Source organism: Pandoraea norimbergensis (assembly GCF_001465545.3).
Classification (GTDB): domain Bacteria; phylum Pseudomonadota; class Gammaproteobacteria; order Burkholderiales; family Burkholderiaceae; genus Pandoraea; species Pandoraea norimbergensis.
In genome coordinates this window covers 2769409-2793706 of sequence record NZ_CP013480.3, presented here as the reverse complement: position 1 = coordinate 2793706, position 24298 = coordinate 2769409, and the positions used below count along the sequence as shown (strand labels likewise).

The following is a 24298-nucleotide window of genomic DNA, read 5'->3' as shown; positions in this document are numbered from 1 at the left end:
GCACCGTGCGGCGCCCGCGCTACGCTCAACGATTGACCACGTGTTTCGGATACGACAGCGCGAGTGCGCAGCCAATCACCATGCAGACGCCAAAACCGTAAATACCGGCCGACTGCGAATGGAACGTGTCGCGAAGCCAGCCAATGAAGTACGTGCTGAAGAAGCCGCCGAGATTGGCCAGCGAGCAGGCAAATGCAATCCCTGCCGCTGCCGCCGATCCCTTCAGGAAGGTCGACGGCAACGCCCACACCACCGGCATGGCGGCCGCTGCGCCCAGATTGATCAGCGAGAACAGCACCACCGTCATTGCCGTGCCATGGTTACCACTCGCGAAGATGAACATGGCCACCGCCGACAGCAGGAACGGCAGCACGATGTGCCAGCGGCGTTCTCGCAGACGATCCGAGCGCGCGCCCCACACCAGCACGCCGACAACGGCGAGCGCATTCGGAATGGCCATCAGCCAGCCGATCGTGTACGTGTCGCGCACGCCCGTGTCCTTCAGGATCGTCGGCAACCAGAAGCTCACGCCGTACAAGCCGAGCAGCACGCACAAGTCGACCAGCCCGAGAATCCAAACCTTCAGATCGGTGAACGCCGCACCCAGGTTGTGGCGCTTGTGAACGCCGGCGTCCTTGTCGAGATTGGCAAGCAGCACCGTCTTCTCCTGCGGTGTGAGCCATCGGGTCGACGCAATGTCGTTCGGCAGATACATGAAGATCGCCACCCCGAGCACGACCGACGGAATGGCCTCGATGACGAACAGCCACTGCCAGCCGCCGAAACCGTGCGCGCCGTCGAACATCTGCATGATCCAGCCCGACAACGGGCTGCCGATCATGCTGGACAGCGGCAAGCCCACCATGAACAGCGCGATGATGCGCGCGCGGCGTTCATCGGGATACCAGCGCGTCAGATACAACAACACGCCGGGCAAAAAGCCTGCCTCGGCGACGCCGAGCAGGAAGCGCAGCACGTAGAACTGCGTGGGCGTGGTGACAAACGCGGTCGCCCCCGAGATCAGGCCCCACGTGATCATGATGCGGGCAATCCACAGTTTGGCACCCACCTTCTGAAGGATCAGATTACTGGGCACCTCAAAGAGGATGTAGCCGGCGAAGAACAAACCGGCCCCGAGGCCATAAACGGTGTCGCTGAATTGCAGCGCACTGAGCATCTGCAATTTGGCCAGCCCGACATTGATGCGGTCGAGATAGGCGGCGAAATAGCACAGGCAGAAAAACGTGATCAGGCGCACCGTGACCTTGCGGTACAGCGCATCGGCGTCGGTGTTCGACGAGGCCGCCTGCGTGACCAGGTCTGGCGTAGAGAGAGAGGACATGGCGATTCCCGGGTAGCGTAAGAGTCTGGGTGGATCGTCCGCCCGGTGAGAATTCGGGCGTGTGCGCTCGGCACTGACGGATGTATAGCATGAATAAAAAGCGTATGCGCTAGAAAAATAAGTGCCTAAACACACCTGCGCAATGCCCTTCAACGCGCCGCTCAAAGCCCCACAAAGGCGGACGTATAACGTCGCATCCTAGCCCTAGGGTTTTCCTCTACCGTGGAATGGAATTGTTTTCCTTGAAGCGCAAATATTAAGTGTGTACGCTACGAATCAACCCTTCCGAGTTCTGACCGAGGAGCTGCCATGTACGACCGTTTTGCTGTTGACCGCCTGATCGACCTTTGGCTTACCGAAGACATCGGCTATTGCGACCTCACGGCGCAGACGATGATCGACGAATCTGCTACGGGTGCCTTCGTGATGAATGCCCGCGAGCCGGTGATCGTTGCCGGCATCGACGTTGCGGCACAAATTTTCCTGCGATACGACCCGACGCTCAAGGTCGACGTGAAGGTGCGCGACGGGCAGCACGCCCCGAAGGGTGCCATTTTGCTGCATGTGTCCGGCAATGCCCGCAGCATTCTCACGGCGGAGCGCACCGCACTGAACATCGTGCAGCGCATGAGCGGCATCGCCAACGAGACGGCCCGCTACGTAGCTGCCATCGAAGGCACGCGCGCTCGGCTGCTCGACAGCCGCAAGACGACGCCCGGCCTGCGCATGCTGGAAAAGCATGCGGTGAGCTGCGGCGGCGGGCTGAACCACCGTCTGGGGCTGGATAACGGCGTGATGATCAAAGACAACCACATCGCCGTCTCCGGCAGTATCACGGCCGCCGTGGCGCGCGCACGAAAACTCGTGCCGATGCTGACCAAGGTGGAAGTCGAATGCGATCGTCTCGATCAGGTCGCTGAAGCACTGGAGACCGACGTAGACGTCATCATGCTCGACAACATGTCGGTTGAAGACATGAAGAAGGCGGTTGCGATGATTGGCGGGAAGTGCAAGGTCGAGGCTTCGGGCGGCATTCGTCTGGAGACGATTCGTCCGATCGCCGAAACCGGCGTCGACTACATCTCGACGAGCAAGATCATGCAATCGGCCCCGGCCGTCGATATCGGTCTGGACGACGCCTGATCAAGGGATATCGACGATGACGCTCCCCGGGATATTCTTCTTCGTGGTCGGCCCCAGCGGGGCCGGCAAGGATACGCTGATCGACGGCGCACGCACGTGCCTGACCGATGGCGGCCGCTTCGTCTTCGCGACGCGCACCATCACGCGCGCTGACGATGCCCCGGGGGAAGCCCACATCGGTGTCACCGAGGCCGAGTTCGCCGCACGTGATGCTGCGGGCGCGTTTCTGGTGACCTGGCAAGCCCACGGGCTGCATTACGGGCTCGATGCCAGCTTGCGTGACGTATTAGCGCAAGGCCGCCATGTCGTCGCCAATGGCTCGCGGGCCATCCTGCCCAAACTCATCGGCCGTGTGCAGCGGCTGGTTATTGTGGAAGTCAGCGCGCCGGTGGAAGTTCTCGCCGCGCGCATCGCAGGACGCGGGCGCGAAACACCCGAACAGATCGCTGCACGGCTGGCTCGCACCGTGACGGCTTATCCCGCCGGCGTGCCGCTCGTGCGTGTGTCGAACGACAGCACGAGCGACGTCGGCATCGCGCGCTTCACCGCTGCGTTGCAGGCCTGTGCGCAGCCACCAAAAAGTCGCGAATTGGCTGACGCCAAGCGTACGGGGGTATCGCTCAATGAAGCCTCGTGGGGACAACTGCTCGACGATCTGATGTATGACCGTTACGCCCCGGATGAGGGCGAGGCGCTGCTGCGATTGTTGATCGAGCACATCGACGATGACGAGATCGTTGCGCTCACCCGGGCGCGAACGCGGTTGATGCCTCGCATCGACTGGGGGCGGCCGATGGTCGTCGACAAGCATTCCATGGGCGGTGTGCCCGGCAGTCGCATCACGCTGATCGTCGTGCCGCTCGTCGTCGCGTACGGACTTTGCATGCCGAAAACATCATCACGCGCCATCACTTCTGCCGCCGGGACTGCCGACGCCATGGAAGCGGCGGCGCGGGTGGATCTCGATGCCGCGGAGGTACGTGCCGCCGTCGAGCAAGCCGGTGGCTGCATCGTATGGAACGGCCGGCTCAATCATTCGCGCGTTGACGACGTGACCAACGCGATGGTGCGGCCGCTCAGGCTCGATACTCGCCGCTGGTCGGTGGCGTCGATTCTGTCGAAGAAGTTCTGCGCAGGCTCCACGCATGTCGTCGTCGACCTCCCTTGGGGGCCGCAAGCGAAGATGACGGATGAGGCGCAAGCGCGAAAGTTGGGCGCACTCTTTGAACGTGTGGGCGCGGCGTTGGGCATGACCGTGCAGGCGTTCGCCACCGACGGACGCGCACCGATCGGCCGCGGCATCGGCCCTGCGCTGGAACTGCGCGACGTGCTACAGGTGCTCGACAACGATGCGACTGCCCCCAAGGATCTGCGCGCCAAGGCGTTGACGTTTGCGGCCCGCATTCTGTCGTGGCATCCGGCACTGGGCGGTGATCTTGTGAAGGCGCACGCCACCGCAGAACAACTGCTGGCGAGCGGCGAAGCGCGACGCGCCTTCGAGCGCATTGTCGATGCGCAAGGCCGAAAAGATTTCGCCATGCCCGCTGCTTCGTTCGTCGACATCGTTGCACAGGCAGACGGCGTAGTGGCTTCCATTGATGGCTGGGAAGTCTCCGGCATTGCCCGCGACGCTGGCGGACCCACCGACATGGGCGCGGGTGTCGATCTGCTTTGCGCCACGGGGCAATCGGTGCGAGCCGGTGACGCATTGCTGCGTGTCCACGGTAATGATCCCCAACGATTGGCCGCAGCGGCTGCGCGTGCACAAGACGTGAGCGGCATCGTGCTTCAATGACTTGACGTAACCGGGCTGGCGCTTTGACGAGCGTCCTGCGCCGCGTTGACAATCTCGCGTCCCTAAATAAAATGGCCAACTGAAGTCATTCGGATCGTCAACGGCAGGTCTTCGCCTCGTATAACGGGGGACTTGGCAGTGAGGCACTTCCCATCTGACGTCGAGCACGCTCCTACCTCCCGGTTTCGGCGGCGTGACCCGATCACCCATCGCTCGCGACCGTCCAGCGCCAGGTTGTATGTTGCCGCGTGGGTTTTCACTGCTGCACTGGCCTTGCTGGATCTGGTGTGGATTTATCAGTTGAAGTTGTCGTTATCGCCGACGCTCGTCGCGCGAATCGGCATGGCCATGTCCTGTCTGTTGCTCGTGGCGGCCGCCCTCTTCCGCATCTCGCACACCGCCCGGTTTTCACCTTATGCCGAAAAGCTGCGATGCCGGGAATTGGCCCGTGGACTTGCGTGGTTTGCCGTGCTGCAATGCTTCTTCTTTGCCGCCGACGTGCTTCAGTACCTTTCAGTGACTGTCGGCGCACCGCTGGTTGACGAGCGACTGATGGCACTCGACAGGCTTTTCGGCTTCGACTGGCTGGCGCACTATCGATGGGTGCATTCGCACCCGATGATCGAATTCTTGTTCATATTGGCGTACGCGAGTTTCTGGGTGCAGTTACTGCTCATTCCCGTGCTTCTGGGCTATTACCGAGACGCCGATCGATTGCCCGAGTTCGTCATCAACATCATGGTTGCGGCCGTATTGTGTGTGTTGATTTCCCTGCCTATCCCCGCTGCCAGCCTGTTCCTGCACTACGACATTGCAGATATCGGGGGCGCTGCGTGGTACTCCGACTTTCGCCTGTTGCGAGAAGGCGCGTTCCCCGGTTTCGCTGCGATTCCAAGGCAGGGATTGATTGCGCTACCATCCTTTCACGCCGCCACTGCCGTTCTCATCACCTATTCGCTACGGCGTACACGTCGATTTCATTATTGGGCAGGGCTGAATCTGTTGATGCTGATCGCGACGCCTAGCCGGGGCGGGCATTATCTGGTGGATGTATTCGCGGGTATTCTGCTCGCGGTTGCCGTGATTGCGATTGGCCGGCTAGCGCGACGGCGTGGCTTCGTTGCAGCAGAACTCGACGAATGCCATCACCGCCTCATCCGGCGCCCGCGCCGGATGCCGCCGCATGACATAGCGCCATGAGCCCACCAGCCTGAGATCCGGCACGAGAACCACCAACCGACGTGCGGCGACCTCCTCGTCGATCAGCGGCGAGCGGCCTAGCGCAATGCCGGCGCCCGACACCGCGGCTGACACGACAGCCCCCATGCCATGCAGGATCAGCGGCTCTCGCGAAGCGCCAATCGCAACCCCCATGCGATCCAGCCACGCGTTCCACGACGTCTCCGGGCTGGCCGCATGGTCCTCGGCAATCAGTCGATGACGCGTGAACAACGCCGGATCGTCGTACCGGGATCTGGCGACCAGCGACGGGCTGCAAACCGGAACGACGGTCTCGCCTACTAACGGCACGTCGTCCGGTTGCGCAACGCGCGAACCCCGGTCATTGATATGCAGAAATGCAAGATCGATATCGCGCGTTTTCCAACTGGGGTTCTGGTTCGTGTGGAGATGCACCTCGATGTCGATGTCGGGCCGTTGGTCCATGAAGCGCCCGATACGCGGCACCAGCCAAAGCGCGCTGAACGACGCATTGGCCGAAAGGGAAAGGCGCCGCCGCTGATGGCCACTTGCCGCCAGCCGCGTTTCCCGGCACGCAATCTCCAGCAACCCCAATGAGCGCTGCACCGACTCGAGAAACGCGGCGCCGAGTTCGGTCGGTTCCGCCTTCTGATCCCGGGTGCCACGTCGCAAGAGCGTGCCACCGATGTCTAGCTCCAGCGCCTTGATCTGCTGGCTCACGGCGCCCTTGGTGACGTGCAACTCATCTGCGGCCCGGCTGACGCTGCCAAGACGGGCGACCGCTTCGAAGGCTTTCAGTGCAGGCAGCGGCGGCAGGTGTTTCGGCAAAGTGTTCATGGACGAATTGGTATAGCAAAACTTAACCAATGGTGGAGAAAGTATCGCTATTTCAGCCGGTTGATATGCGGAAGAATACCGCAAGCCAGCACTGAACTGCCGTGCCAGCGCACTGACTGGAGACAAACGCAACCATGGTCAGTTCACCCGTACTTAACTCAAAAAGAAAATCGATGAACCGTACACCTTTCGCTTTGCGTCTCGTCACCGCCGCCGTGCTTTGCCTTTCATGGGCCGCACACGCACAGACGCCCGATGCCAGCCGCATCGGCAGAACGTCGGTGCCCAAGGCGCCGGGTTTTCAAGCGCTCTATGACTTCGACTCGGCCGCGAAGACGCTGCCGGACGCCACCTTTCCCTATGAGGTTCGGGTGCACCGCGCGCACGTCGTCATGCTCGCGGAGAAAGGGATCATCAGCCGGGACGATGCGCGCAAGATCCTCACCGGCCTCGACACCATCGATGCGCGGGCGCGAGACGACGCCAGCCTGCGCACCTACCTGCCCTACGAGGCCGCGCTCGTGAAGGAGATCGGTTCCGTGGCAGGCCGCATGCATACGGGACGCAGCCGCAACGACCTCGCGAACACGGTGAATCGCATGTTCTATCGCGACCAGATCAACCGGACGGTCACAGCATTGATTGCCTTGCGTACCGCCGTCATTGATAAAGCCGAAGACAACATCGACACGGTGATGGTGGTCTACACCCACCGAAAGGAAGCGCAACCGATTACCCTTGGCCACTACTTGATGGCGCTGTCGGAAGCCTTGAAAAAGGACATCGACCGGTACGAGGAGCTCTATGTCCGCATGAACCAGAGCCCACTTGGCGCAGCGGCCTCCGCAGGCACCGGTTGGCCGCTGGATCGTGAGCGCACGGCCAGTCTTCTCGGCTTCGACAGCCTCGTCGTCGATACGATCGAAGGCACCGCCGGCTGGGATCACATTACGGAATTCGCTGCCGATAACGCGATCTACCTGAGCGACCTCGGACGACTCGGTTCTGAAATCCAGCTTTGGACGACGGACGAGTACCGGTTGGCGGAGCTCGATTCCGCTTACGCGGGCATCAGCAGCATCATGCCGCAGAAGAAGAATCCGGATTCTATCGAGCGCACCCGGGCCATCGCCGCGAATAGCGTCGGCGCGTTGACGTCCATTCTGGTGTCGCTCAATGGCATCGAGTATCAACACAGCGTGGCGCGCGTTGCGCTGGAACCGCGCTCCATCGACGGCATGATCGCTGCGACGCGGGCGATGACAGGTGTCGTGCAATCGCTGCACGTGAACAAGGCGCAGATGTTGCGTGACGCGGCCAAGAACTATTCGACGATGACGGATCTGGCCGACGCGATCGTGCGCGACTCGGGCATCGACTTCCGCGACGCGCATGAAATCGTAGCGAAAGTGGTGGATTCGGCCATTCAGGCAAATTTGAGCGCCGACCAGATCACCGTCGACATGGTCAGGCGCGCCGCCGAGCAGCAACTTGGCCACACGGTTCGTATCTCTGAAGCCTCAGTGCGCGACGCGTTGGACCCGGTCCGAAATGTGGCCCGCCGGGATGGCATCGGCGGCCCTGCCCCGGCGTCTGTGAAACGCATGATTGCGCAGGCTCGCAAGGAACTGGATCAGGAGCAGGCGCACCTGTCTCAACGCACGTCGGCACTGTCGTCGGCCGGGCAACGACTGGATGTTGCTGTCGCAGGCATTACCGGCACAAACTAAGCGCACCGTCTTCGCCCGGCGGCTGATGCACCGCCGGGGCGAAACGCCCGAATCAATGGCCGAACGTCATATTCAGTCCGGCGAAGATTTGCCATTTCGGCACGTTGCCGGAATGCGCCACGGAGTACTGCGGCTCGATGAAGGCATTGAAGATGGTCTTCCCCGCCTTCCATGCCTTGCCCGCACCGAAACCCACAGGGATGTAGTAGTTGCCGTGCTGGAGATCGAACGTCCATGTGCCCGTGGAGCGCAGATACCAGCCCTCCGGCAGATTCCAGATCACGACCGGTTGCGCGGTCAGCGACTGAACTGTCGGGCGGTCCGACTGGCCGGCGAACGAGTGTTGCCACTGGATCAACGCCCCCAAAAGGCGTTGCTTGCTGGCATTGATTGCGACAGCGGCTAACCCGGCTTGCCACTTGCCGGTGCCTAGCGTCTTGTCAGTCGCCGTAGGCATGGTGACCAACGGCCCGACGCCAATCTCGGTAGAGGCTCCCGGATTCAACAACAGAATATCGAAGAGATTGATATCCCCCAGCCCTGTCTTGTAGCCCCCGTTCGGGTCCGGGCGTGTGCTGATCGGTATCGTGGCGCGAAGAATCTGCGGGACCGGCACCAGCCCGTTCGGACCGAACGGTACGGTAGGCCGCAACAGAAAGTCGTTCGTGTGCCCGTCGGTGCCAAAGATGGACGGCGTGTAGAAGTTCTGCACGTTGAACGAGGGCGCGAGATTGAGCGGATTATTGCTCTTATTCGTATCCTCTGCGGACGTTTGCGCCCCGGCCAACGCAGAGCACATGGCCAAGACACTGGCGGACACCGCCTTTCGGAACCGGCCACCACGATTCGGTGCTGCTGTCATCGCATTCTCCCGAAAATATCAATCATCACAGTAGGAAATCCGTCCACGTCGAGGCGCCGTCAACCCATCTAGAACGCCTCGTTAATCTGGAAATACGCCCCACGTGTGCCTTTGCCAAAACCGACATCGAAGCGCACATTGACGCGTGGCTTGAACTCGAACCGATAGCCCACACCAGCGTTGGGCAGCCAATGGGCTGATGTCAGATCACCGGGCTGGTTGGCGATGGCGCCCGTGCCTGCCCACACGACCATGCCGTGCCGGCCGACCAGATGCGCGCGATATTCCAACTGCACGGTGAGCATGTTGCGATCGCGGTACTGGCCAAGGAAGTAGCCCCGCATCCTCTTGCCGTCGCCGAAGGTCGGCATCATGCTCCACGGCACGTCGCCCCAGCTGAACTTGCCGTAGACATCGAGCGCGAGCACGTCGCGCTCGCGAAAGCGCGTGTAGTGGTCGTAAGACCATTCCAGCGACTCGAACGCCGTGCTGCTGCCGAAGGCGCGCCGGTAGACCGTCCCGGTCATGATGAACGCCTGTCCCTTGTACGGATTGGGCAGGAAGTCGCGTGTGTCATACGAAAAATTGGCGCTCACGCCGATGCTGCGCACATAGGGGCCTCCGGGGTCGCTGAGAAATGCACTCGCGTCGCCCTTGTCGCGATTGGCGGCCGCGTAATAATGCGCGTCTAGCCCGATGCCGACGTACGTTTTCGGCACGATTCGCCACAAGAATTTCGGCTGAACGAAGACACTGCGCTTGGTGTACTTCTCCCGGTTCGCGTCGTCGCTCGCCCGTGTATATCCAACGCCCCAATACTGGGTCGGCATATTCACGAGCGCCCCGGCGAAGACAAACCGGTGACTGTCGTCGCCGAAAAACGTTGTATTGTCCGCACCGATGCCGACGGCCCCGGTAGTCGTGAGAAATCCATGCAGGGTCAGTGTGGAGAGTTGCGTGCTCTCCAGCGCACCCGGGGCCCGATATAACCCGACGGCGGCCGCGCCAATGCCGAACCCCATCTCGGGGTTGTAAAACGGACCGGGCATGACACCCCAATCCATGCCGTGGCTCACGTCGACTTTGTCCGCTGCCCCCAGCTTCGCCAGCAACCGGTCGAGCCATCCTGCCTGCTCAGTGGCCGTCGACGACGCCGGGGACGAAGCAGACGACGTGTCGCCAGAAGTCGTTGTGGCGTCGGCTTCAGCCGCCTGCGCAGCGCCCGTCAAGGCTGACCACACCACCAGCGCGCCGCTGCCCCATCGGCTCGCCGTACGCCACGGCATTCGCGGGCGTCTCACTCGGTTCGATCCAGTCGATTCCGGCATCGGCACCTCAGAACCGCAGGAACGCGGTGAGAATCACGTCGCTGCGGTTGTACCCGTAGCCGATCTCCGCGAGCAGCCCGAAGCGCTTGCTTGCCGCCCAACTCACACCCACGACGCCGCTCCATGCACCGACCACCGATTCGTCGATCTGATAGTCGAGCCGTTGGGTTTGTCCACCGGCGGCATCGATCGGAATATCGAAGTGCCCCGTAATGGTGGCGCGCGTACGAAACCATGTGGCGCCGATGTAGGGCGTGAGAATCCCGAAACCCCCAAGGTGCACGTTCCACCCGATGCGCGGCGAGATGTTCCAGGACTGGATGCTGCTGTCCGACATCGAAATGTTCGATACGGTGTAGGTCACCGGCAGCGAGAAGAACAGGTTGCCGTACGTTCCCACCAAGGTGAAACCCGCGCCATAAGTGGTGCCGCTGTAATTCGCCTGCTGCGTCGGCAACCGAATGGACTTGCTGCATTCGGGCCCGGGCCGTCGCCCGCCACACCCCACGTTGATGCCGAAGAACTGTTCCAGCGCGGTGAGCGAAGAAAAGCTGATGCCGATATCGCCATGCCCGCGCACATTGCCAAAAATGCCGTAGACGTTCATGAACGGGAACAGCCACGCGCCGAACTGAAATTGATTCGACTCGCTGCGAATGCGCGACTGATCGAATTGCACGAAATCTGCCGACCGCAGGCCGTTGCCATTGGCGCCGACCATCAGGTTCGACAACTGATACCGCTGCGTGCCGTTGAAGTACGAGTACCCGACGTCGTAAGGGTTGGGCAGGTCGTAGCCCCGGTCGATCACCCGTTGGGCGAAGAACGGCAACGCACGATCCCATTGCCTCGCAGGTTTGGTTTCGGCCGTAGCATCGGGAACGCTCAGATCAACGCTCGGACTTGAGGGAGACGCGGGCACACCGGTCGGCCCAACAATGCCGCGATACCACCCGTGCCGCTCGCTCACCGGCAATTCAGTGCCATCTGCACCGACAGCCGGTGTCGGCGCGACGACCGTGGCACCGGTGCCGCCTGCGGTCCAGCCAGATGCGCTGGCACACACGGTCCCGAGCGCGACGGCGGCAAGCGCCCGCGACGCCACACGTTGCCACCCGGCGACCGGTGATTCAGCGCCCGCTACGCGCGTCGCCCGCGTCGGCGGCGTCAAAGCCGTGTTCCCCGGAATCTGTCGCTTGATGTCGACGGGAGGCCGCTATTGAGCAGCTGCGCCAACGCCATCCGCGCCGCCATGAGTTGAGCCCGCAATCCTTCCACCTGCATTCGCAACGAATGGATCTCGAGTTCGAGGCGTTCGACCACACTGTGGTCATCTGTCTTCGACACGACGTCGGAGCGGTGAGGCAAATCGAAATCGCCGGCATCGAAGATATTGGTGCTCAGTAATGCCATCGCCTTGGCGAGATGCCGCACCACATCCTCCGACACGAAAGCCGAGCCCGTTGGGACGGTCGCTGCGGCGCCGGTGGCAGCCGCCGATGCCGGGCCGTGCTGTTTCAGCTTTGAACGCATGCGCGTAATCGCGCGCTGCACGGTGCTTTCGCTCGGGAGTCCGGCGACGCCCGCGCCCGCCAACAGCTTCAGATACACCTTCGCGCTGTGCACGCCATGGGTAATGTCATAGGCGGCCAGAATGAAGTGATCGAGCAATGCGGTCGCATCGTGACCATATTCCGCACCGGCGCGTGCAGCGGCGTCGCTGAGCAAGTGTTGCGTCGTCTGATCAAAGCTTGGGGCGCTACGTGCCATGTGCCCTCCTCTGAATAGCGGATGCGTGTCAGTGCCACGCACTGCCGACCTGAATATAAAAAGCGTTCTCGCCTTTGCTGTGAGCCACGTCGATGCCCACGGCCAGCCCCAACTTCCGTGCAATCAGATAGCGCACGCCTGCGCCCACACTCACCACGGCATCCGCTTCCGAGAACGATTTCCATCGTCCCCACGCGCGGCCCGCACCGGTGAAACCCAGCAGCGACCAGCGTGGCGTGGCATTCCAGCGCAGCTCAGCCTCAACCATTGCGGCATTGCGGTCCTGATAGCGCCCCTGCTGCACGCCGCGCAACTTGACGTAGGGCTGCTCATAAAACGGCACGTCGCCGCTGGAGAGCCGGCCGTCCAGTCGCAGTCCAAGCACCCACGTGTGAGATATCGGCAACCACGTGTAGCCCCGGCCGTTGTAGGTTTCGAACGACTGCGAGCTGCCCGCCCAAGGTCTCGCGGCCTGAAGTTCAAGTTCGGCGTAACTGCCGCGATTCGGGAAAAACATGTTGTCGCGCGTGTCGTAGTCGATGACGAGGCCGACCTTGCCGATACGCCGGGCCACGTCCGGCACATTGAGTTCCTGCGCCACCTGACCGGTGAAATGCGTGTTCGAATCAAAGTAGGTGTAACGCGGCCCGATGTACCAATGCGAATGCCCGATACGGAACAGCAACTGTTGCACCGTGAGCCATCCGTTCAGCTGATACGCGCGTGCGGAGTTGCTAAGCCCGTAGTAGTCGGTCTTCATGTTGACCTTGGCCAGCCCCCCGAGATAGCGGATGGCATCGCCTCCCCACGTGTGGAAATGAACCAGCCCCGCGCCCCAAGTGCCGTTTTCTGTCATCGCACCACCGATGCCGGTGATGTTCGGCGGTGCCATTTCTCCGGTGGTTTTGGCAGACTCCGCAGCCTCGGCCATCGACTCCGAGAAGAACATCAACATCACGCCCCCGCCATAGCCGATGGCCGGTTCAGTAATGACGACCGGCACCGGTAGCGCGCCTTTGTGGTCCAGCAGGAAGTCACTGGCGTCGATCTTGTTGTCGACGGGATCTCGCCAAACGACGCTGCGTTTGGCGGGTTTGGGTTTGGTTTCGCCGTCTGCCTTCCCGGCAGAATCGTCTGTCGTGACTTTCTGCTCGCCGGCGGTGTCTGCGACGGCAGACATTGGCGACGCAAGGCCCAACATCAGGAACGCGAACGTCGCTGTCTGGCGCACGAGCGGCGTGTTGTTCAGTTTCAGTTTTTCGATAAGGCTGGGCGCATCACTCACGCGTCGTCTCCCGGGTAGAGCGGTGGCAATGCGGGGCGGCAATCATGCGTCCGCCGTGATTTTTTCAACTCGACGCGCAGCCGTCGAATCGCTCGGCGCGCGCGTTGTTCATCGACTGCGGATAGTGGCTGGGATCGGGGGCGATAAGGCATGTCGGTGGCTGTCGTGAGCGTACGAATGGCGAGTGCATCGTCCCCCCCAAGACCAGACCAGCGCTTGCGCTGCGCCTGCCCCGGTGATGAACCCGTCGAATCGAACCACTGATACAAAGCCGTCACCACGCCCGGCCAAGGGGCCGAGCGGGCGGCGCGTCGTAGCTGCCGCCATGCATGCGGTTCGCCCGTGCGCCACGCGTCGTACATCGCCCGAACATGACGCACGGCACGAAGTCCTTTCGTGTAAAGGCGTGGCCATGACCAGACGACAGCCACCAGCAGTAGAATCACGGTCCCGAGGGCAATCAGATCCCGGAGATCGAGCACCAGAATCCTGTGGGTTGCTTTCGCGCCGACTTCCGCAGGAATGGCGAAGAGCGGTGTATCGGCGGCCCCCCTCGCGGAGATTCGAAGTGCCGGGACGTCAACGCGCTCGATCTGCTGCGTTCGCAGATTCCACCACTCGACAGTGATCGCAGGGAGTTCGAAGCGGCCGCTGCGATTGACGACATACATTGCGCTGTCACGGCGCTCCCCTGCGACAAGGCTTCGCCCGGTGCCCAAATCATCCTGCGTACTCGCCGGCTGGGGATAGCGTTGCAGGCCATCGACATCGCCCAGTGGCGCAGGCGGAATCAGAATGGACTCCGTCCCGTCTGCCCGTTGAGTGATCGTTCGTGTGACGGTGTCGCCGACGTGCAGTGAGCCGCCCGCCGGGTCAAGCGTTTGCGAGACATGCAGACCGTGTGTGGGGAAGAACGCCCGCATCGCCTGAGCCCCGGGCGGGACCGTCGCTTCAAATTTCAAGCCCGGCGTCGTCAAGGTCACGGGCGCCGGCGCGCCACTCGGTGTCACATGAATGACTACTGGGGGAATATCGAACGCGCGGCCGGCTTGCGGGGCAATCCGATAGGTCCGGCTCACGCCAAACCACTCCCGGCCATCGATCGTCTCGGTCAGGTTTTGCGCTTGCTCATCCGGTAACGTGACGATCGCGCCGGGGATATCAAACAGTGGCCAATCCGGGGCATCGGTGAAATACGTCGTCGTCAGCACATCCACGACCAACTTCACTTGTGTGCCCGCAACGACCGGACCGGCAGGTTCGAGATGCGCCCGAATCATCGTGCCCGGGGGTTCCTGTGCGCGACAGACCGGTATCACCAGCAACGCGGCGAAGGTCAACACGAGCACACGGAATATGTGGCTCATCGCGCCTCCCCGGTTGGCTTGGAGGCAGGCGTTACACTGCCAGCCAGTGCAGCGCCCGATTCAACGCGGATGTCCCGGACGCCTGCCGGGTGCTGCGCCTCTACGGCGAATCGTTGTCGAAGGAAGACGGCCGGCGAGGTATTGAGCCCACGCATCCAGATGTCCTCGGACGTCGGCATCGCCACCATCGCCGTCATGCCCTTCCCCTTGGGCTTGTCGAACGTAATCTCGTCGGCTTTGACCTTGGCTTGCGGTTCGTCCTCGGCGTCCTCGTTCTGCTTTTTGCGCGTTTCCATCAACGCGAGATTGTTTTTCGCAGGCGGCCAGTTCGGGTGAAGCGCTAGCGCGTGTTGATAGGCCTGAATGGCACCCTCGATGTCTTCGAGCTTTGCCAGCGTGTTGCCTACGTAAAACGCCGCTTCAGCGGAATGCGAGCGCGCCAGCGCCTCCGAGAACGTGGCGAGCGCATCTTCATACGCGCCAGCGGCGTACTGCGCCCTGCCCTTCCACATCAGATCGTCGAACCGCGCGGCGGCCGTTGCGAAGTCACCGCGACTGAAATACCAGCGCCCTTGCTGATCATGGGTGGCGAACGCGTCGATCCAGCGCCAGCCAGTGGTGTTCGCCGGCACGGCGTCGGTAGCATCCGCCGCCCTGACCACCTCGGGCCCTGAAGACATGCCCACCAGAAATGCCGCAACGATTGACCATTTCACCGCCCATCCCCGCCGGAACGAACCCAGCACGATCAGCAAGAGCGGGACGATCAGCCAAAAACCGTTCTCCCGCCACACGGGCACGCGTTGTGCTGCCTCGGCGTCTGCCAAAAAGGCCTGCGCGCGACGTCTCACCCAACTCACGTCGTCCTCGTCGGCGCGCAAGCTTGCGAGCGGAATGTCTGCGGCGTTGGCCAGCGACTGAATACCCCGCTGATCCAGTCCGGTGGCAACAGCCTGCCCGGTGTCGTTGCTATCCGCGGTGCCGTCCGGGCGCCGAATCACGCCGCCTTGCGGTGTGCCGACGGCAAGCCAGAGCAACTGGTGCTTCGACGCTTTGGCACGGGCGACAAAGGTGTCCCTCACCGCCGGATCGATGCCATCGCTGACGAAGACGATCGTCCCGGGTGTCGTCTCGTGAGCCAGCAGCCGTTCTGCTTCGGCCAGCCCCAGATCCATGCGTTTGCCGTCATGTGGCATCAGATCGGGAGACAGCGCAGGCACATACAGCGTCAGCATGTCCAGATCGTCGGTCGGCGGCACCACCAGATGCGCCGAGCCACCGAATACGATCAGGCCGGTCCGTGCACCTTTGCGCGATCGGGCGATGTCCAGCACCTTCGTCTTCGCCCGATCGAGGCGGGACGGCGCAATATCCGTCGCGCCCATCGACTTGGCCAGACTCAGCACGACAACCATGGGTGCCAGATCCTGATCGAACGGCGGGCGGACCTGTTCCCATGTCGGGCCAGCGGCGCACAGCGCCCCCAGTCCCAGCAAGATGCCAATCGTGTCGACGGGTTGAAGTCGGCGTCGGTGGGCTTCGCCGACGATCAAATGCGCCAGCAACTCCGGCGCAATGAATCGTCGCCATTGCAATCGAACGTTGCGGCTGCGGCGCCACAACCACGGCAGCATGAGCGCCGGCACCAGAAGCACGAGCCACCACGGCCGCAGGAAGTGGAAGACGCTCAGGTCAATTTCCATTGACGCCTCCACCGTATGCGTTGTCCGCCATCGCTGACGACGCGGCGTCCTCCGGAGCCGCCGCTGCGTTGTCCCGCCCGCGTGCGCGAATGGCTGCCACGACCAGCGCGCTCGCGTGATAACCGGCAATCAGCAGCAGTGCGATCCCAATCGGTATCCAGAAGTACTCCGTGCGCGGCCGATAGACTTCGCGCTTGACGCGCTCCGGTGTGAGGCGATCGATCTGCGAATAGACGTCGGCAAGGTCCTGCTCGCGCCCAAGCGCCTGATAGGCGTGCCCGCCCGTCAGGCTCGCGATACGTTGCAGCGCCGCGAGGTCCACACGATCTTCCCCCGTCGCATTGACGTCGCCAATGCCGATCGTGTGAATCACGACGTGATGGGTTTTGGCGATTCTCGCCGCTTGCTCGGGCGGGATGCGACTGGCCGTATCGTTGCCGTCCGTCAGCAGTATCAATACCTTCTCAGGTGCCGCGGACTTCTCCATGAGCTTGACGGCGAGCCCGATGGCGTCACCGATAGCCGTGCGAGGCCCGGCCATGCCAATCTGCATCTGATCGAGGAGAATGCGGATGCTGTCGTGATCGAGCGTCAACGGCGCCTGCGGATAGGCGGCGTCGCCGAATGCGATGAGCCCCAGCCGGTCCCGCGCACGTTTGCTGACGAAGTCGGCGACGACGTTCTTGACGGCCGTGAGCCGGTCCGTATGTTCGCCCGTTGAAGCGCTCACGAAGTCAGGCGTGGACATCGATTGTGAAAGATCGATGGCCAGCATCAGGTCCCGCGCCGGGCTTTCGTGCGTGATCGGTGGACCGACCCAGACGGGTCTTGCCGCTGCGGCGACGACCAGCACCCAGACGACGCACAACAAGATGCGCTGGAGCCAGTTGCGCCGCAGACGGATACCGCCCGGCGCGGGTCGTTCGCCGGCGGCCTGCGCCATCTCCTGAAAAAATGGCACGCGAATTGCTGACGCGACGGTGTGAAACGGCGGTACTAGCCACGCCACCAATATCGGTAGCGGTAACGCGCAGAGGAACCACGGGAGCTCAAGTTTCCACATGGTGATCACGGATCCATTGCGCGGCGTGATGTACCAGCGTGTCGATGTCGGACTGCGCCAAGGCGCCGGTCGCGCTCTGCGGGGCGTAACACGCCAGCGTCAGAATCTGTCCGGACGCGCCGTCGAAATTCCCCTTTGTCTGGTTAAGGAAGGCAATCCATTGGTCGCCTTGCAGCGTGCCAACATGTGCAGCCGGATAGGCGGCCAGTGCCGTGCGCTTGAGCAGGACCGCCAGCGCGGCCAGCGACTCACGGCGCTGCGCGGGGACCGTTGTCGAGGCCATGCGTGCGCCGAGGGCGTCGAGTTCGGCGAGTGCGGCGCGGCGATACCGGTTCCGCCGATACCGTCGCCATTTCCGCCATAGCACGGCCAACAGCACCACGAACAGACAGACCGCAAAGGCCGCCCACCCCCATGTTTGCGGCGTGTAGGGCACTTGGGGCGGAAGCGCGAGCTCCTGAATCCCATCACCGACCGGGGCGGAAGTGCTCATAAGCCGCCCCCCGCGTGTACGGGTTCGCGACGTGCCGCATGCGATTGCCGGCGTGCGCCGAGCAGATGGCGTATCTGATCGATGGCGGGTTCGGCCGTCGAGACCGGCAACCAAGGCACGTTGCTGCGGCGTAGCAGTTCCGCGACCTGTGCGGTGCGGCCCTTGAAGAATTCAGACACGGGGACACGTACTCGCTCACGCTCGATCTGCAACTCGACCTGAAGCAGCCCTTCGCTCACGACCAGCGTCGCCGGGTTCTGAACGTGCTGCCAAAGCGGGTCATAGACCAATGCAGCCACGACATCGTTGTGCGTTCGCAATTGCCGCAGTAACGCTTGCGTGTGTTCATCGGCGCCCGCGAAATCGCTGGCGATCACGATCAAGTGGTCATGGGGACTCGTATGCAGCAACTGGCCCAATGCGTCGTTGAGTTGCCGGTAATTGCTGCGCGCAGGACTGTCGGCGCACAGTTGGCCGTTCATCGTGACGACCGTGCCGAACAACCGAGCGATATTGCGGCGGCTTCGCAGAGACTTCACGCGCACGATGGACGCGTCGTCGAACGCCATGCCACCGACCCGGTCACCGTTCGAAAAACCCATCCACACGGCCATGGCGGCAACCTCGGCGGCTACCACCGACTTGAACGCACGCCGCGAGCCAAAGTGCATACCGATGCGTTGGTCGACCACCACCGTCACGGGGCGATCGCGTTCTTCGGTATAGGCGCGTATCAGCGCCCGCCCCAATCGCATCGACGCTTTCCAGTCGATGTGCCGGATGTCGTCGCCTGGCACGTAGGCGCGAATTTCGTCGAAATTCAGTCCGCGACCGCGAAGGCGCGATGCATGCCCACCCGACAAGACGCTTCTCACCGGGAGCGGATCCGTCATTCGCATGCCGCGCACGTGCCATTCGAAACCCATCAGATAGGGCACGTCGACGTGAACGCTTCCGATCACGGTATTGGGGGCTTCCGACAGGGATGAATCGTTCGATGCGGGCCGATGCATGCGTGCCTCCTGCCGCAGATGGATCGTGCAGTGCGTGTCAGGCGGGTACCGGGGTGTTCTTCACCAATCGATCGATCACCGCGTCGGCGTCGACGCCATCGGCATTGGCTTCGTAAGACAAGATGAGGCGATGCCGTAACACCGGATGCACAACGGCACGAACATCGTCGGGTGTCACAAAGTCGCGTGTTTCCAACCACGCGTGAACACGGCTGGCGCGATCCAGACCAATCGCGCCGCGTGGGCTCGCTCCGACCTCAATCCACCGCGCCAGATCGTCGTCGAGGGTTCGCCCATGACGCGTTGCACCGACCAAGGCGACGATGTAGTCGTCGATGGCGGGCGACACCTCAATGCCCTGAATCGCCTGCCGGGCTTCGAAGATATCGGCCTGCGAAAGTGGATTTGCCACCGCACTCCCCTCACTCGCGACTTCCAGACGAAGCATCCGGAGCATGTCCTTTTCGCTTTTTGGTGAAGGGTAAGTAATTTGAATTTTCAATAGAAACCGATCCATTTGGGCTTCCGGCAACGGATAGGTGCCTTCTTGTTCAATCGGATTCTGTGTCGCCATCACCATAAAAAGCTTTTCCATCGGGTGCGTCGTGCCCGCGACGGATACCTGACGCTCTTCCATGGCTTCCAGTAACGCCGATTGCACCTTTGCCGGGGCGCGATTGATTTCGTCGGCAAGGATGAGATTTCCGAATATCGGGCCGGGTTGGAACCGCAGAACGCGATCATTGCCGCTTTGCAGCAATGTCTCCCCACCCGTGATATCCGACGGCAGCAGATCCGGCGTGAACTGAATACGGCGCATCGTCGCCGCCAGACCTGCCGCGATGGCCTTGACCGTCCGCGTTTTCGCCAGCCCGGGCAGGCTCTCGAGTAATACATGCCCGTCAGCGAGTAACGCAATCAGGATCTGCCGGACCACGTCGTCTTGTCCGATAACGGTTCTGGCGATATTTCTTTCAAGCTCAATAATGGATTCGCGCATAATTAAAGTAATTTAAATTACTAATAAGTACTGAGTAATGCACGTCATTAATGGCAATGGCAGGACAGACACTAAGCGATAGATGATTCATCAGTCAAATAAATTGAAATATTTCGAAGTTGTTATTGAATGCGTTTTGAATTGCAGATAATCTGCGACGCATCGGCAGCGTGAATGTATTCATCAAATTCAATTCGGCGTCACCTTGTTTTTTGTGACTGACTCATCAGTACGGAGTGCATCATGGCCAGGCAAAAGAGTCGCAAGACGTCGGACAGAAATGACAGCGCGGCACTGACGGACGCGTCGAAGCACGCCGTCCCCGCACGACGAAAATTCCTGATGTGGTCGGGTGCCGCCTTGGGCGCGTCGATCGCGGCAGGCGCCGCCGTCTCGTGGGCGGTAGGCCGTCAAGACACGTCGGGCGCCGCGCACGTTGCCATCGTCCTTGGCGACGGCGTGCGAGGACCCACGCAGATGGCATGGGTACCCGGCGGTGATTTCCTGATGGGCAGCGACAGCCGCATGGCGCAGCCCAATGAGAAGCCTGCACACAAGGTGAAGATTCACGGTTTCTGGATGGACCAGCATCACGTCACGAATGCGCAATTCCGACGTTTTGTCGACGCCACCGGGTACGTCACGACTGCCGAGCAGAAGCCCGACTGGGAAACACTGCGCGTTCAATTACCCCCGGGAACCCCTCGTCCCCCCGACAGTGCCTTGGTTCCCGGGGCGATGGTGTTCGTTGGCACAGACCGCCCGGTGCCCTTGCAGGACTACTCGCGCTGGTGGCGTTTTGTCCCCGGTGCCGACTGGAAGCACCCGCGCGGACCGGGCAGCGACATCGCCGGCAAAGACGATCATCCGGTCGTTCAGGTGTCCTACGAGGATGCGCAGGCCTATGCCAAGTGGGCGGGCAAGCGCCTGCCGACCGAAGCCGAATGGGAATTTGCCGCGCGCGGCGGACTTGAACAAGCCACCTACGCGTGGGGCGATCAGTTCTCGCCCGACGGCAAGCAGATGGCAAACGTCTGGCAGGGCGAACAATCTCAACCCTTCCCCGTGGTGAGTGCGAAAGCGGGCGGCGCCATCGGCACCAGCCCCGTGGGCACGTTCCCGCCCAATGGATACGGCTTGTCCGATATGACCGGCAATGCGTGGCAATGGGTCGCCGACTGGTATCGCGCGGACCAATTCCGACGCGAAGCTGCACTGGGCAAGCTGGTTAGCAATCCGGCGGGGCCTTCCGACTCGTGGGACCCGGCCGAACCGGGGGTTCCGGTGCAGGCACCCAAGCGCGTGACACGCGGTGGCTCCTTCCTTTGCAACGAGACCTACTGCATGAGCTATCGCCCCAGCGCACGCCGAGGGACCGATCCGTTCAACAGCATGTCGCACCTCGGGTTCCGGTTGGTCATGGACGACGGCGCCTGGCAGGCGTCGCGCGCCGCTTCGGCAAAAACGCAGCTTTCAAGCCGCTGAGAAGGAGACGACAATGCGCGCAGCCATCATGCGCAGGGCCTGGCGTTCCCGAGCCATCGCACTCCTGTGCGCGCCGTTACTCATTGCCGCCTCGGCATGCAGCTCGACCGGCAGCGTCACCACTGCGGCAACATCGCCCGCGCCTGCTGCCGTGGCTTCCGCCCCTGCCCCCGACTTGCCTTCGTGGCGCGACGGACCGGCAAAAGACACCATCACCCGCTTTGTCACCTCCGTCACGACGTATGGCGCTGCGACCTACGTGCCGCCCGATCTGCGCGTTGCCGTGTTCGACAACGACGGCACGCTCTGGAGCGAACAGCCGCTGTATTTCCAGTTTCTCTTCATGATCGAACAGGTGCGCGAGCAGGCACCGAAGCACCCCGAGTGGCAGAAAAACCCGGCGTTTGCGCCGCTCATGAAGGGCGATCACGCGGCGCTGGCAGATAAACAGAAACCGCTGCTCCAGTTGTTGGCGGCGGCCAACAGTGGCATGAGCGTTGACGACTACGACGTGCGCATTCGCACGTGGCTCGCCAACGCTCGCCATCCCCGCTTCGCCCGTCCCTTCACCGAGTTGACGTATCAGCCGCAAAAGGAATTGCTGGCGTATTTGCGCGCCAACGGCTTCAAGACCTACATCGTGTCGGGCGGGAACACCGAGTTCATGCGCCCCTGGGCGGAGAGCGCTTACGGCATCCCGCCTGAGCAAGTGATTGGGACCGTTCAAGGGCTGAAGCTGAGTTCCGTCGATGGACAACCGCAGTTGGTGCGCGAGCCCAAGGTGGACTTTGTCGACGACGGTCCCGGCAAGCCGGTCGCTATCTATCGCAGTATCGGCCGCCAACCGATTCTTGCCGTCGGCAACTCAGACGGCGACCTCCAGATGCTCGAATACACCACCCGTGGCGTCGGGCCTCGCCTCGCCATCCTCATTCATCACGACGACGCCGCGCGTGAATATGCCTATGACCGCAAATCGCAGGTCGGCAAGCTCGACCGCGCATGGGACGAGGCAATCAAACGCGGTTGGACCGTCGTCAGCATGAAAGATGACTGGCGCGAGATTTTCGCGCCGCCTTCAGCGCCCTCCGATCACCCAAAGTGAACGTGCACCACCGGCCACGAGGCTATGCGATTCACCATCGCAGCGTCCCGTGCTGAACCTTCGACTTTCGTTGCCAGGAGGTAACAATGCGGTTTTCCGTCAAGCGGCTCTTGAGCCTTTCCAGTACCGCAGTGGTGACACTTACCGCTGCGTACGTGCTGGTGGTGCCCGGTGATGCACCGGCACAAAACGGGGCGAAACCCCCGAATATTCTGGTGATATTTGGTGACGATATCGGGCAGTCGAACATCAGTGCCTATACCCAGGGGCTGGTCGGCTATCGGACACCGAACATCGACCGGATCGCCAAGGAAGGCATGATGTTCACCGACTACTACGCGGAGAACAGCTGTACTGCCGGCCGGTCGTCGTTCATTACCGGACAAACGCCATTGCGCACCGGGTTGTCGAAAGTGGGCGCACCAGGTGCGTCGGTCGGGTTGCAAAAAGGCGATGTCACTATCGCCGAAGCGCTCAAGCCGCTCGGATACGCCACGGGTCAGTTCGGCAAGAATCACCTGGGCGACCGCAACGAGTATCTGCCGACGGCCCACGGGTTTGACGAGTTCTTCGGCAACCTCTATCACCTGAACGCCGAAGAAGAGCCTGAGCGTCCCTATTGGCCGAAGGATCGTAACGATCCGTACGTCAAGAACTTCTCGCCGCGCGGCATCATCCATAGCACGTCGGACGGCAAGGTGCAGGACGTCGGGCCGCTCAATCGCAAGCGCATGGAGACGATCGACGACGAGACCGAAGGCAAGGCTGCCGAGTTTATCCAGAAGCAGGTCAAGGCCGGCAAGCCGTTCTTTGTCTGGATGAACTTCACGCGCATGCACGTCTACACGCACGTGCGGCCGGAGTTCAAGGGCAAGAGCGGGATGCCCGGTAACGAATATGCCGATGGCATGTGGGAACACGATCAGGACGTCGGCAAGCTGCTGAAGCTCGTGGACGATCTGAAGATCGCGGACAACACGATCGTGATCTACACGACGGACAACGGTCCGAACATGTGGTCGTGGCCTGACGCCGCAATGACACCGTTCCGCAGCGAGAAGGACTCGAACTGGGAAGGCGCATTCCGGGTGCCGGCAATGATCCGATGGCCGGGCAAGATCAAGCCGGGCACCGTGTCCAACGACATCTTCTCGGGTCTCGACTGGTTCCCCACGCTGCTGGCTGCGGCTGGCGACACCGGCGTGAAGGATCGCTTGCTGAAAGGCTGGACACCCAAGGGCGGCAAGACGAACTTCAAGGTCCACCTCGACGGGTATAACCAGTTGCCGTACCTGACCGGCAAGACCCCCAAAGGCGCACGCGACGACTTCTACTACTTCAATGACGACGGCGAGCTGGTTGCCATGCGGTTTGGCGACTTCAAGGCCGTTTTCTGCGAGCAGCGGGCGCCGGGCAATCTGAATATCTGGCAGGAGCCATTCACCTGCCTGCGGCTGCCGAAGATATTCAACCTGCGCATGGACCCCTATGAGCGAGCGGACATCACCTCCGATCAATACAACGATTGGCTGGCCAAGAACGCTTATCTGACGGCGATTGCGACGATGAAGTCATCCGAATTCCTTCAGACGTTCGTGGCGTATCCGCCGAGTCAGCGCCCTGCCAGCTTCAGCGTTGATCAGGTCCGTAAGCAGGTCAACAAGAAGATTGACGAGTCGTTCAAGAAGCGCGGGCTTGAATAACCCGCAGTCCGTGTAGCGCATACCGTGCCGGCGCGACCCCGCGTCCGGCACGGTTGAGCAGAACTGGAATGTCT

20 protein-coding genes are annotated in these 24298 nt (G+C 61.9%); 7 read left to right on the top strand and 13 right to left on the bottom strand.

Going from position 1 to position 24298, the window contains the following annotated elements:
* Positions 1-25: 25 nt before the first annotated feature.
* Positions 26-1342 (bottom strand): MFS transporter, encoded by a 1317-nt coding sequence (locus AT302_RS12260; RefSeq protein WP_084656188.1) that lies wholly within the window; start codon positions 1340-1342, stop codon positions 26-28.
* 309 nt (positions 1343-1651) lie between these two features.
* Here AT302_RS12260 and nadC point away from each other — a divergent pair, with 309 nt between their 5' ends.
* The 3 genes from nadC (at position 1652) to AT302_RS27270 (ending at position 5480) form a co-directional block, all read left to right on the top strand.
* Positions 1652-2485 carry a carboxylating nicotinate-nucleotide diphosphorylase gene (nadC, locus tag AT302_RS12255; protein ID WP_058378685.1) on the top strand — a complete coding sequence of 278 codons (834 nt, stop codon included), beginning with the start codon at positions 1652-1654 and terminating at the stop codon, positions 2483-2485.
* A gap of 16 nt (positions 2486-2501) precedes the next feature.
* On the top strand, positions 2502-4280 hold the full coding sequence (gene phnN, locus AT302_RS12250) for a phosphonate metabolism protein/1,5-bisphosphokinase (PRPP-forming) PhnN (RefSeq protein ID WP_058378684.1): 1779 nt from the start codon (positions 2502-2504) through the stop codon (positions 4278-4280).
* A gap of 273 nt (positions 4281-4553) precedes the next feature.
* Positions 4554-5480 (top strand): phosphatase PAP2 family protein, encoded by a 927-nt coding sequence (locus tag AT302_RS27270; protein WP_157125777.1) that lies wholly within the window; start codon positions 4554-4556, stop codon positions 5478-5480.
* Here the strand turns inward: AT302_RS27270 and AT302_RS12245 are convergent.
* Positions 5379-6317, bottom strand: coding sequence for a LysR substrate-binding domain-containing protein (locus AT302_RS12245; protein ID WP_058378683.1), 939 nt, complete (start codon positions 6315-6317; stop codon positions 5379-5381). The genes AT302_RS27270 and AT302_RS12245 overlap by 102 nt on opposite strands.
* Positions 6318-6490: 173 nt before the next feature.
* Here AT302_RS12245 and argH point away from each other — a divergent pair, with 173 nt between their 5' ends.
* Positions 6491-8047: an argininosuccinate lyase gene (gene argH, locus AT302_RS12240; protein WP_058378682.1), complete on the top strand. Its 1557-nt coding sequence runs from the start codon at positions 6491-6493 to the stop codon at positions 8045-8047.
* 52 nt (positions 8048-8099) lie between these two features.
* Here the strand turns inward: argH and AT302_RS12235 are convergent, their stop codons facing one another.
* The 11 genes from AT302_RS12235 to AT302_RS12185 form a co-directional block, all read right to left on the bottom strand.
* Positions 8100-8909, bottom strand: coding sequence for a hypothetical protein (locus tag AT302_RS12235; RefSeq protein ID WP_058378681.1), 810 nt, complete (start codon positions 8907-8909; stop codon positions 8100-8102).
* Between the two features lie 68 nt (positions 8910-8977).
* Complete coding sequence (locus AT302_RS12230; RefSeq protein ID WP_084656185.1) at positions 8978-10195, bottom strand: BamA/TamA family outer membrane protein; 1218 nt, start codon at positions 10193-10195, stop codon at positions 8978-8980.
* Positions 10196-10244: 49 nt separating this feature from the next.
* Positions 10245-11408, bottom strand: coding sequence for a hypothetical protein (locus tag AT302_RS12225; RefSeq protein WP_237172139.1), 1164 nt, complete (start codon positions 11406-11408; stop codon positions 10245-10247).
* Positions 11405-11965 (bottom strand): hypothetical protein, encoded by a 561-nt coding sequence (locus AT302_RS12220; protein WP_157125776.1) that lies wholly within the window; start codon positions 11963-11965, stop codon positions 11405-11407. Before AT302_RS12220 ends, AT302_RS12225 begins: the two co-directional genes overlap by 4 nt.
* 70 nt (positions 11966-12035) lie before the next feature.
* A complete protein-coding gene (locus AT302_RS12215; protein ID WP_237172138.1) occupies positions 12036-13292 on the bottom strand; it encodes a BamA/TamA family outer membrane protein in 1257 nt (418 codons plus the stop codon).
* A complete protein-coding gene (locus AT302_RS12210) occupies positions 13289-14659 on the bottom strand; it encodes a BatD family protein (RefSeq protein ID WP_058378679.1) in 1371 nt (456 codons plus the stop codon). The genes AT302_RS12215 and AT302_RS12210 overlap by 4 nt, the downstream gene beginning before the upstream one ends.
* Positions 14656-16362, bottom strand: a complete 1707-nt coding sequence (locus AT302_RS12205) for a vWA domain-containing protein (protein ID WP_064675076.1) — start codon at positions 16360-16362, stop codon at positions 14656-14658. The genes AT302_RS12210 and AT302_RS12205 overlap by 4 nt, the downstream gene beginning before the upstream one ends.
* Entirely contained in the window at positions 16352-17323 is a 972-nt protein-coding gene (locus AT302_RS12200; RefSeq protein ID WP_322788734.1) for a vWA domain-containing protein, read from the bottom strand. The genes AT302_RS12205 and AT302_RS12200 overlap by 11 nt, the downstream gene beginning before the upstream one ends.
* 88 nt (positions 17324-17411) lie before the next feature.
* On the bottom strand, positions 17412-17918 hold the full coding sequence (locus tag AT302_RS12195; RefSeq protein WP_058378677.1) for a DUF4381 domain-containing protein: 507 nt from the start codon (positions 17916-17918) through the stop codon (positions 17412-17414).
* On the bottom strand, positions 17915-18931 hold the full coding sequence (locus tag AT302_RS12190) for a DUF58 domain-containing protein (RefSeq protein ID WP_058378676.1): 1017 nt from the start codon (positions 18929-18931) through the stop codon (positions 17915-17917). The genes AT302_RS12195 and AT302_RS12190 overlap by 4 nt, the downstream gene beginning before the upstream one ends.
* 37 nt (positions 18932-18968) lie before the next feature.
* Positions 18969-19931: an AAA family ATPase gene (locus AT302_RS12185; protein ID WP_058378675.1), complete on the bottom strand. Its 963-nt coding sequence runs from the start codon at positions 19929-19931 to the stop codon at positions 18969-18971.
* A 342-nt stretch (positions 19932-20273) separates the two neighbouring features.
* Here AT302_RS12185 and AT302_RS12180 point away from each other — a divergent pair, with 342 nt between their 5' ends.
* From AT302_RS12180 to AT302_RS12170, 3 genes are all read left to right on the top strand, one after another.
* Positions 20274-21416, top strand: coding sequence for a formylglycine-generating enzyme family protein (locus tag AT302_RS12180; RefSeq protein ID WP_058378674.1), 1143 nt, complete (start codon positions 20274-20276; stop codon positions 21414-21416).
* Between the two features lie 13 nt (positions 21417-21429).
* Entirely contained in the window at positions 21430-22521 is a 1092-nt protein-coding gene (locus tag AT302_RS12175; RefSeq protein WP_058378673.1) for an HAD family hydrolase, read from the top strand.
* Between the two features lie 86 nt (positions 22522-22607).
* Entirely contained in the window at positions 22608-24224 is a 1617-nt protein-coding gene (locus AT302_RS12170; RefSeq protein WP_058378672.1) for an arylsulfatase, read from the top strand.
* The last annotated feature ends 74 nt before the right edge of the window (positions 24225-24298 follow it).